Origin of the sequence: Scytonema sp. PRP1, assembly GCF_036697665.2 — a bacterium.
GTDB classification, from domain to species: domain Bacteria; phylum Cyanobacteriota; class Cyanobacteriia; order Cyanobacteriales; family Nostocaceae; genus Kalymmatonema; species Kalymmatonema gypsitolerans.
Genome location: NZ_JBAHYJ020000026.1, coordinates 1 through 4,736 on the forward strand (window position 1 = coordinate 1; position 4,736 = coordinate 4,736).

Annotated in this window: 4 protein-coding genes; 3 read left to right on the forward strand and 1 reads right to left on the reverse strand. The window is 42.5% G+C overall.

Annotated elements, in window-relative coordinates; all coding sequences use genetic code 11:
• Positions 1–759 precede the first annotated feature (759 nt).
• The 3 genes from V5G28_RS04830 (at position 760) to V5G28_RS04840 (ending at position 4,299) form a co-directional block, all read left to right on the forward strand.
• A complete protein-coding gene (locus V5G28_RS04830; protein WP_332997706.1) occupies positions 760–1,959 on the forward strand; it encodes a site-2 protease family protein in 1,200 nt (399 codons plus the stop codon).
• A 638-nt stretch (positions 1,960–2,597) separates the two neighbouring features.
• On the forward strand, positions 2,598–3,596 hold the full coding sequence (locus V5G28_RS04835; RefSeq protein WP_332997708.1) for a glycosyltransferase family 2 protein: 999 nt from the start codon (positions 2,598–2,600) through the stop codon (positions 3,594–3,596).
• Positions 3,597–3,690: 94 nt separating this feature from the next.
• Entirely contained in the window at positions 3,691–4,299 is a 609-nt protein-coding gene (locus tag V5G28_RS04840) for an HD domain-containing protein (protein WP_332997710.1), read from the forward strand.
• Positions 4,300–4,319: 20 nt separating this feature from the next.
• Here V5G28_RS04840 and V5G28_RS04845 read toward each other — a convergent pair.
• A partial coding sequence (locus V5G28_RS04845) for a Type 1 glutamine amidotransferase-like domain-containing protein (protein ID WP_332997712.1) occupies positions 4,320–4,736 on the reverse strand: 417 nt, incomplete at its 5' end.

Genomic DNA, 4,736 nt, shown 5'->3' on the forward strand with positions numbered 1-4,736 from the left:
TTTAGCTTGAACCGACAGAAGCCCCACACTGTACCTGTACTCAGGTCAGTGTTGAGATGAATGGCGGGGCAATGACGAAAGCATCCCCAAAACAATGGTAAGCATTGCTTAACGAGTGAGCGGGGTGCTTGAGGAATTGCCTATCTCCGTGGTATTATAGAAGTATCCCAAACCCCTAGTCGGGAGAGAGGAGTAGCCGTGGTGGGCGAACCGCTTAAAGGGGAATCAAAAAGGCTAGACACCACACTGGAACTGGAGACGAATACCGTAGTTTCCCGAGAACCTTGTTCCTAAATCAAAAGTTATTCGCCTGCGGAAGGCTGGGCGACTGCCGGGGTCTAGGCTTGTCCTAGTAAAGGTGGAAACACCAGAGACGCTGTGTAAGACCTCCTTGCACTTGTGCAAGGAGGCAACGGCGAGTGAGACCAAGGAAACACTGTACCGAAGGTCAGTGTAGGTACTTCACAGCCATACTACATTTGAATCACGACAGGCGGCAGGTCTTCTCCTTCAAGGGTCATCCTGAAGGGTAAGGTCTGCCGCCTCTGTTTTTAATTTTTAAATTGCTGCGTTCCTATTTGAGTTTGGCTCGCTGGCAGGAATTGTCTATTCTAGAAATTAGAGCTAATCAACGAGCAATTGCTGATTTTCCAGATTTCAGCCAGGATTTGTTGATATGGCAAAACTGTATATGTGTAAAAAAGAACATATGAAAAGTATTTCTGGACGATTGAAAAAATCTAGTTATAGGAAAAAGTAATGCAAACAAATTGGAAAATCGGGTCTTTATTCGGAATTCCCCTGTTTTTAGACCCTCTATGGTTTGTGATTTTAGGGCTGGCAACCCTTAACTTTGGGGTGGCTTACCAAGCCTGGGGAACATCTCTAGCTTGGAGTGCTGGAGTGGTGATGGCATTGCTGCTCTTTGGTTCAGTATTATTGCATGAATTGGGTCACAGCTTAGTAGCGCGATCGCAAGGCATAAAAGTCAATTCAATTACGCTGTTTCTGTTTGGTGGGATTGCTTCTATCGAAGAAGAATCCAAAACCCCAGGAAAAGCCTTTCAGGTGGCAATAGCTGGACCTGCAGTGAGTGTTGCCCTGTTTTTATTCTTGAGACTGCTGGGTGATTTTTTGCCGCATAACAGTCCTGCTAGCATGATGGTGGCAGACTTAGCGAGAATCAACTTAGTTTTGGCACTCTTCAACTTGATTCCTGGCTTACCCTTAGATGGTGGACAAGTTTTAAAAGCAGCACTGTGGCAAGCAACAGGTAACCGCTTCAAAGCAGTACGGTTAGCAGCAAAAGCAGGGCAAATTTTGGGTTATGGTGCGATCGCCCTGGGTTTGGCAGTAGATTATTTTACTGGCGAGCTCGTCACTGGTTTATGGATAGCCCTATTAGGTTGGTTTGGCATCCGTAATGCTACCAGCTATGACCGCGTCACGGTATTACAAGAAACTTTGCTCAATTTAGTTGCTGGCGATACCATGACACGTGAGTTTCGCGTAGTTGATGCCAATCAGACTTTGCGTTCTTTTGCCGACTCATACCTTTTGGACACCACCGCCCCTGGGGTTTATTTTGCTGAATCTGATGGACGTTACCGGGGCATAGTTTCCATCGACGATTTGCGTCTTGTACAAAGAAGTCAATGGGAAACTTTAACGGTGCAAAGTATTGTGCATCCTCTAACAGAAATTCCCACTGTTACCGAGTCAACTACCTTGGTAGAGGTGATTAACAAACTCGAAAAAGAACAATTAGCCCGTATCACCGTGCTTTCTCCCGCTGGTGCTGTTGCTGGTGTCATTGACCGAGGGGATATTGTAGGGGAATTAGCACAAAAGTTAAATTTGCGGATAACCGAAGCAGAGATTAAGCGCATAAAAGAGGAAGGTAGTTATCCACCAGGTTTGCAATTGGGAATCATTGCGAAATCAATCACCAACTCATGAAGTTTTGAATGAGTTAGACAATATTAATAAATGTAGGGTGCGTTACGCAGCGTAACGCACCTTATTTTATATAATAATAAACTTCGGATTCGCTCAATAAAATTAATACCACCTTCTAATATTAAGTTACGTTCAAAAACCTCACCCTGCCCTGCGGGCACCCCTCTGGGAAGCCTTGGAGAGGGGGGTAGTTGTAGCTATGAACGCAACTCGGTATAACTGACTTTTACACCGCTTCTCAATTGCAGAAACTACAAACCACATGATAGGACCATAGTACAATACGGTTCAGTTAGAGCTAAAAACCTGATGCATGCCTAGATTAGGTTGAGGAACGAAACCCAACATTATCACGGCTTTGTTGGGTAGAGCGATCGCTCTACCCAACCTACAATTATCCTTAACTGAACCGTATTGGGCCATAGTATTGTTGTGCGCCCCAAAGTCAACCTGTATTCTACCCAATAAAAAACTGCTGTATAACTGAGTCGCTGTTCTAGGGTACCATTGAGGTGTGACTCTCATAATATTGTCGATTCGTGAATACTACGACCGACACACTACTGTTACGAAAGCTTTTTTAATTTGAGAAACATCCTCTAAGTCTTAATTGAAATTTTAGTAATGGTATCAGTCCCATGAGTATTGAGACAAATTCATTGCTGAGTTTTCCAAGTTTATCTGATTTTCCTTTAGTATCAGTTATTATTGCTGCTTATAATCGAGAAGAATACCTTGAAAAGGCTGTTCAAAGTGTTTTAAAACAAACATTTTCCAACCTTGAATGCCTGATTGTGGATGATGGCTCAACTGATAATACTCGCGCATTAAGTGAGTATCTCATGAGCAAAGACCAAAGGGTCAGATATTTATATAAAGAAAATGGTGGACTTTCCTCAGCTCGCAATTTTGGTATAGAACATGCGAGAGGGGAATGGATTCAACTTTTAGATGCAGATGACTGGCTTCACCCTGACAAAATCAAGTTCCAACTAGATTACATCAAAAATTATGACGGTGATAGTGTCGTTTTTTATTGCGATCAAGAACGAGTTTTTGAAGCCGAAAATCGCAGTGAAGCGTTTTATGAATATGATTGTTCATCCAAAGAATACGTGATAGATAAGCTGTTAACTCCTTGGGCTTTACAGTGTAATGGCTTGCTTTTCAAAAAAACTATTGCCAAAAAAGCAATATTTGATACAAACTTGAGTTATCTGGAAGATTGTAAATTTGAACTAGACCTCTTAATGCAAGGCATTTCTTTTATTCACACACCAATAATCGGGAACTTCTATCGGATTCATCAATCGAATGCATCTACTTATTCTGATGTTGCTGATTGGAAATCTAGCAGTAAGGATGCTTACATCATATACTATCAAACGGTTCAAAATGAGTATGAACATCTCAAACCAATATGCCAACAAAAACTCTTAGATTATCTCAAGAGAACCATAGAACAGAAAGATGCACAAAGATTTGAAAAAATTATTAATCTTTTAGATATGCCCGTCAAAGTTTACGGTTTCAAGTTTACCAAAAAATCTCAACTGAAATTTCTTCAATTGATAACTTTTAATGTTCCATTTCTCCAAGGTATTTATAATTTAGTTCGGAAGTTAAAAAAAATTTAGGTGTGTGAAAGCTTTTTGGCTTCAGATACCCGACTTCTTCAAGAAGTCGGGTATCTTGAAATGTAATACCTATAGGGTGGGAGCGTGATTTAAAGTGACAATCAGCCGATTAACTCAACAAATACAATTCATCATCGAAATTGACCAACTTAAGCAGGTGCTACGCCAAACCCTGCTCAATGATGGGTCACGCCGGGAAAACAGTGCGGAACACTCTTGGCATTTGGCCATGATGGTGATAGTATTAGCAGAGTATGCTCCGCAAGGGGTAGCTCTGTTAAATGCGATCAAAATGGTGCTGATTCACGATTTGGTGGAAATTGATGCAGGTGACACCTTCTGCTACGATGTGCAGGGCAACGAAAGTAAGGCACAACGGGAAGCACAAGCAGCGTTACGGCTATTCGGACTTTTGCCAGCAGATCAAGCAAGCGAGTTGCGTTCACTTTGGGAAGAGTTTGAAACACAGGAAACACCAACCGCCAAGTTTGCAGCAGCCTTAGACCGGATACAGCCTTTGCTGCACAACCAGCAAAATCATGGTGGTACTTGGCTTATTCATAACATTACACGCGATCAGGTCATGAAACGGATGGCTCCTGTAGAAATAGGTGCGCCGGAACTTTGGTTGTTTGTCCAGCAAGTGATTGATGATTGTGTGGCGGCTGGTTATCTCAAAGATGCTCTTGTGGTAATTACTTAGGATTTCCCCGCCGAAAGTTTTTAACTATTTCCCAAGTACGTAGGTTCTAAAACCGTTTCTTTGACTGTCTCATCTATGGTTTCCAGCCGATAGGCTTTGGCATGAGGACGAGAACTGACGATTTTCTCTAAAGTGTCTCCAATGAAATGCAAACCCACCCCATCATCAGCAGCATATCCTTCGCTGATAAGTCCTGCTGATAACAGTCGATGGTAGGAAGGTCTTCGTTGGGCTTCCCCATTATAATGGGGACAGTTACTACCTTTGAGAAAGCCAAGACACTGCAAGACAGTCACTGAACCAGGAATAGAGTCTGTCACTCCCTGTTCAAACCAACAAATAGAGCCTGCACTCAAGCCAGAAAGAATAATACCGCTTTCCCAAGCTTCTCTCAAAATATGGTCAAGTCCCCACTCTTTCCACAAAGCAATTAGGTT

What these genes read in the sequence shown, in the direction of transcription:
- V5G28_RS04835 (WP_332997708.1), top strand. Translation starts at nt 2,598, where the DNA reads ATGAGTATTGAGACAAATTCATTGCTGAGTTTTCCAAGTTTATCTGAT.
- V5G28_RS04830 (WP_332997706.1), top strand. Translation starts at nt 760, where the DNA reads ATGCAAACAAATTGGAAAATCGGGTCTTTATTCGGAATTCCCCTGTTT.